The organism is candidate division WOR-3 bacterium (genome assembly GCA_016867815.1).
GTDB lineage: Bacteria > Hydrothermota > Tepidihabitantia > Tepidihabitantales > Tepidihabitantaceae > UBA2258.
Genome location: VGIR01000161.1, coordinates 1 through 3933 on the forward strand (window position 1 = coordinate 1; position 3933 = coordinate 3933).

The 3933-nt window shown below is 62.3% G+C and carries 4 protein-coding genes; all 4 read left to right on the forward strand.

The window, feature by feature from the left end; genetic code table 11:
• Positions 1–382 precede the first annotated feature (382 nt).
• The 4 genes from rpsR to FJY68_13740 are packed head-to-tail and all read left to right on the forward strand — an operon-like array spanning position 383 to position 2788.
• A complete protein-coding gene (rpsR, locus tag FJY68_13725) occupies positions 383–604 on the forward strand; it encodes a 30S ribosomal protein S18 (protein ID MBM3332884.1) in 222 nt (73 codons plus the stop codon).
• Positions 604–1050 carry a 50S ribosomal protein L9 gene (gene rplI / locus FJY68_13730; GenBank protein ID MBM3332885.1) on the forward strand — a complete coding sequence of 149 codons (447 nt, stop codon included), beginning with the start codon at positions 604–606 and terminating at the stop codon, positions 1048–1050. Before rpsR ends, rplI begins: the two co-directional genes overlap by 1 nt.
• The gene (locus FJY68_13735; GenBank protein MBM3332886.1) at positions 1026–1529 is read left to right on the forward strand and encodes a bifunctional nuclease family protein; all 504 of its coding nucleotides are present in this window, start codon (positions 1026–1028) and stop codon (positions 1527–1529) included. The genes rplI and FJY68_13735 overlap by 25 nt, the downstream gene beginning before the upstream one ends.
• 38 nt (positions 1530–1567) lie before the next feature.
• Positions 1568–2788 carry a tyrosine--tRNA ligase gene (locus FJY68_13740; protein MBM3332887.1) on the forward strand — a complete coding sequence of 407 codons (1221 nt, stop codon included), beginning with the start codon at positions 1568–1570 and terminating at the stop codon, positions 2786–2788.
• Positions 2789–3933: the final 1145 nt, after the last annotated feature.

Consider the following 3933-nt stretch of genomic DNA (forward strand, 5'->3'; position numbering starts at 1 on the left):
AAGCCTGGCACCCAGGTTCAAGCCGGGCATCAGGCGATATGTGGAGTGCATCCCCGAAGGGAGTGGCTGGACCGCGCCGACCCCCACGTAGGGCTCGACCGCCATCGCGAGGCCCGCCAGCAGCAAGAGCGGAAGCAGGAATCTCATCGTCAACCTCCTGGTTGCAGCTTCTGTAACGGCCGGAACACTCTGGTGAAGGCTACCCGGCAGCACGGCGGTGTCAAGCTTCGGCAGTCACCTCCTCGCCCTCGCTTCGCTCTGCCTCTCCTCAAGGAGAATGGAGTGAGCGGGAACTCCTTGTTTCCGACTCCGGACTTCGCCCGTTCCTCGGACGCGCCTTCCTTGACACTCACGGCTTTTTCTCTATCCTGACAGACACGCTATGAGAAGAAAACAACCAATTCGCCGCAAGAGAACTTGCTACTTTTGTGACCGGAGCGTAGCCGAGGTGGACTACCGGGATCCGCACCTGCGCGACTTCCTGACCGAGAAGGGCAAGATCGTGTCCGGCAAGATGTCGGGCGTCTGCGCCCGTCACCAGCGCCGCCTGGCCCGTGCGGTCAAGACCGCCCGCAGCATGGCGCTGCTTCCGTTCAACCCCTGATGAAAGTCATTCTGCTGGCCGACATCGACCGCGTCGGTTCCCGGGGCTCGGTCGTCAACGTCAAACCTGGATACGCGCGCAACTACCTCTTCCCTCGCAAGTTAGGACTGGAGGCGACGAAAGCGCAACTCGAGCAGCTTGAGTCCATCAAGCAGCAACTCGCCTCCAAGCAGGCCAAGATTACCAAACGGCTCACTGACTTCGCCAGCCGCCTCGGCTTGGTCTCGGTGAAGACGACCATCAAGATGAGCCAGGAAGGCGCGTTCGGCTCTATCACCAACGCCGACATCGCCGCCCTGCTGGCCGCAGAGGGTCACGAGATAGACAAGCACTCCATCGTTCTCACCGAGCCAATCAAGGCTCCCGGAGTGTACGACATCCCGATCAAGCTCGGTCACGAGGTCTCGGCGACAGTGAAGCTCTGGGTCGCCGAAGAACCTGCGTGATCGAAGTCCGCGTCGAAGGCATACTCCTCGACAATGTGAACAACTCGCCGGTCGTGCTCCTGCGCGAGCGCGACGGCGATCGCGTTCTGCCGATTTTCGTCGGCCCGCTTGAGGCCTCGGCCATCGCCTACGCCCTCGAAAAGACGAAGTTCCCCCGGCCGCTGACGCTCGATCTCATGCGGCTGATGGTCGAAGGACTGCAGGGACGTGTCCGCCGCGTGATAGTGACCAAACTGGAAAACGAAACCTTCTTCGCCGAGGTGGTTCTGGAAACCGGCGACCGGGTTATAGCGATAGACGCTCGGCCGTCGGATTCGGTCGGCCTCGCCCTGCGCTGCGAGGCACCTATATACGTCGCCGAACCGGTGATGGAAAAGGCCGGCCAGTGGATCACGGCCCAGGACGAGGACCGGCTCAAAGAACTGCGCGAGAAGATGCGGACCATGGCCCCGGAGAACTTCGGCAACTACCGGATGTAGAGAAACGCCAAGTGCCGAACGACGAGCGCCGAACACCGATGGCCGATTCCCCGCCCCTAGCCGCTAGCCCCTCGCCCCTCGCCCCTCTTCTTCGCGGTATCGACCGCCTCGAAACCGAGGCCGAGCTGACGGCCAAGCTCGAAAAATCGCAGAAGACCGGCAAGCCGCTACGTGTGAAGTATGGTGTCGACGCGACCGGGCCGCTCATCCACCTGGGCTTTGCGGTCGGGCTTCGCAAGCTCAGGCAATTCCAGGACGCGGGCCACATTGCCGTGCCCATCATCGGCGACTTCACCGCCAGCATCGGCGACCCCTCGGGCCGGTCCAAGACCCGACCTCAGCTCTCGATGGACGAGATCCGCTCGAACATGGAGCGCTACCAGGAGCAGATGTTCCGGATACTCGACCCCGCCCGATGTGAATTCCGCTACAACTCGGAGTGGTCCGCCCCGATGGGCGGCGCCGATGTCATCAAGCTGGCGGCCAAGTACACGGTCGCCCGGCTGATCGAGCGCGAAGACTTCAAGAAACGGCTCGCCGCCGGCGCCCCGATCCAGATGCACGAACTGCTCTACCCTCTGTTCCAGGGCTACGACTCGGTCGCGGTCAAAGCCGACGTCGAACTCGGCGGCGCCGACCAGTACTGGAATCTGCTGGTAGCGCGCGAACTCCAGCGCGAGTACGGACAAGAGGCGCAGGTCGTGATGACCGTGCCGCTGCTCGTGGGCCTCGACGGTGTACAGAAGATGTCCAAGTCCTACGGCAACTACGTGGGCATTACCGAGCCGCCGCGCGAGATGTTCGGGAAGCTCATGTCCATCCCCGACGCACTAGTCATGAACTATTTCGAGCTCTGCACCGACCGGCCCGACGCGGAGCTGGCGGCTCTGAAGCAACGGCTCGCAGCGGGCGAGAACCCGCGCGACATCAAGGTCGAGCTGGCCAAAGACATTATCACCCTCTACCACTCGCGCGCGGCGGCCGACGACGCGGCGGCCGAGTTCGACCGCATCTTCCGCGACAAACAGGTGCCGGACGAGATGCCCGAGTTCAAGGTTCCTGCCGCCGGCATCAACATCATTGACCTTGTGGTCACCGCCGGCCTTCTCCCCTCCAAGACCGAAGCCCGCCGCAAGCTGGTTGAGGGAGCGCTCTACCTCGACAACGAGCGCGTGGCCGACGCCGGCCTGCTCGTCAAAGCCACCGGCCCTGCCGTCCTGAAAGTCGGCAAGCGCCGCTTCCTCCGTCTCGTCCCCTAGCTCAAGCCGCCGACCGCCAGGCCCGCATTGAGCTTCAGCCCGAAACGGTGTCTCACCACTCTACTCCACAGCTGCCGCCGAGGCCGGGAATCGGACCGTGCCCCAAGCCGGGACAGGTTCTGATGTTCGGCCCTCGCGCTGAGAGCGCGTTTGTGTCACTCAAAGTGCCTGTCATTGTTCGCCGGAGAGTTCCGGCAGATGTGTACTCAACTGCGTACTCCGTTGCTCAGGCAAGAGCGTCATCAACTCCATCTCGAACTGCGTCGCGCAATGCGTGAACCATTGCACGCGTCATTGTACGCCGAAAAGCTCATGACATCGCCCGGTGTATTGCACCAGAAAAAGCTCGCGGCATTGCTCGGTTCAAAGCTCGACTCAATGCTCTGGTCATCTCGTGCTCCAAGGTATGCCGCGTTGCTCGGTGCCAGGCTACGGGGTAGGCATAGGAGGGGTCAGGGCGGAAATGGTGAATAGTGAATTGAGAATGAAGAACTTAGGCCTGGTTCCGGCCGCCGAGAGAATATGTAGTACACGCAATCAGGAGCCTGGTCTTTCTGGGGGCGGTTCAAATCCCTACAGCTAGGGGATGATGCCGGGGGAAGTGACGGCCGAACTCGGTCCCACGGCAGAGCGGGTAAGTGGTTGAGAACCCGCCCGGTGGTCGCTCCTCCCATATTTGGGTACAGCCTTCCTCCTGTAGTGGGCCAAGGTCTGTGTGCGGCAGTTGCGCCCGTCGTCTCACTGGCTGCGGGCCGGAGCGTTATCCCCGCACTCCCTCAAGTCCTCTGGACCGCAATCTCAGCGAGCGTGGGAACGGCCGCTTCACCCGCGCCCGGAGCAGCAGCTTGCGCCACTGCACGCCCGAGCGCCGGACAAGTTGCCGGTTCCATTCCTGCCCCAATCACTGCTCCTGCGGTTGCTCCCACTGTCGGTCTCACTCTCACCACCATCGTTTGTCCCGCTGCTTTCCCGGCACTCCGTCCAAGCCTCTGTCCGAGTCCCTGCCACTTTATTGGGGACACTGAGCTTGTCCAGAAACCCTCTGGAGATGGTCATAGGGTATTGTCGTTCGCGACTGTCTGCGATTGACGCGAGTCCGCCCTATGCTATGCGGCCCAGGCAGGCTTGAGATTCCCACCTGCCAC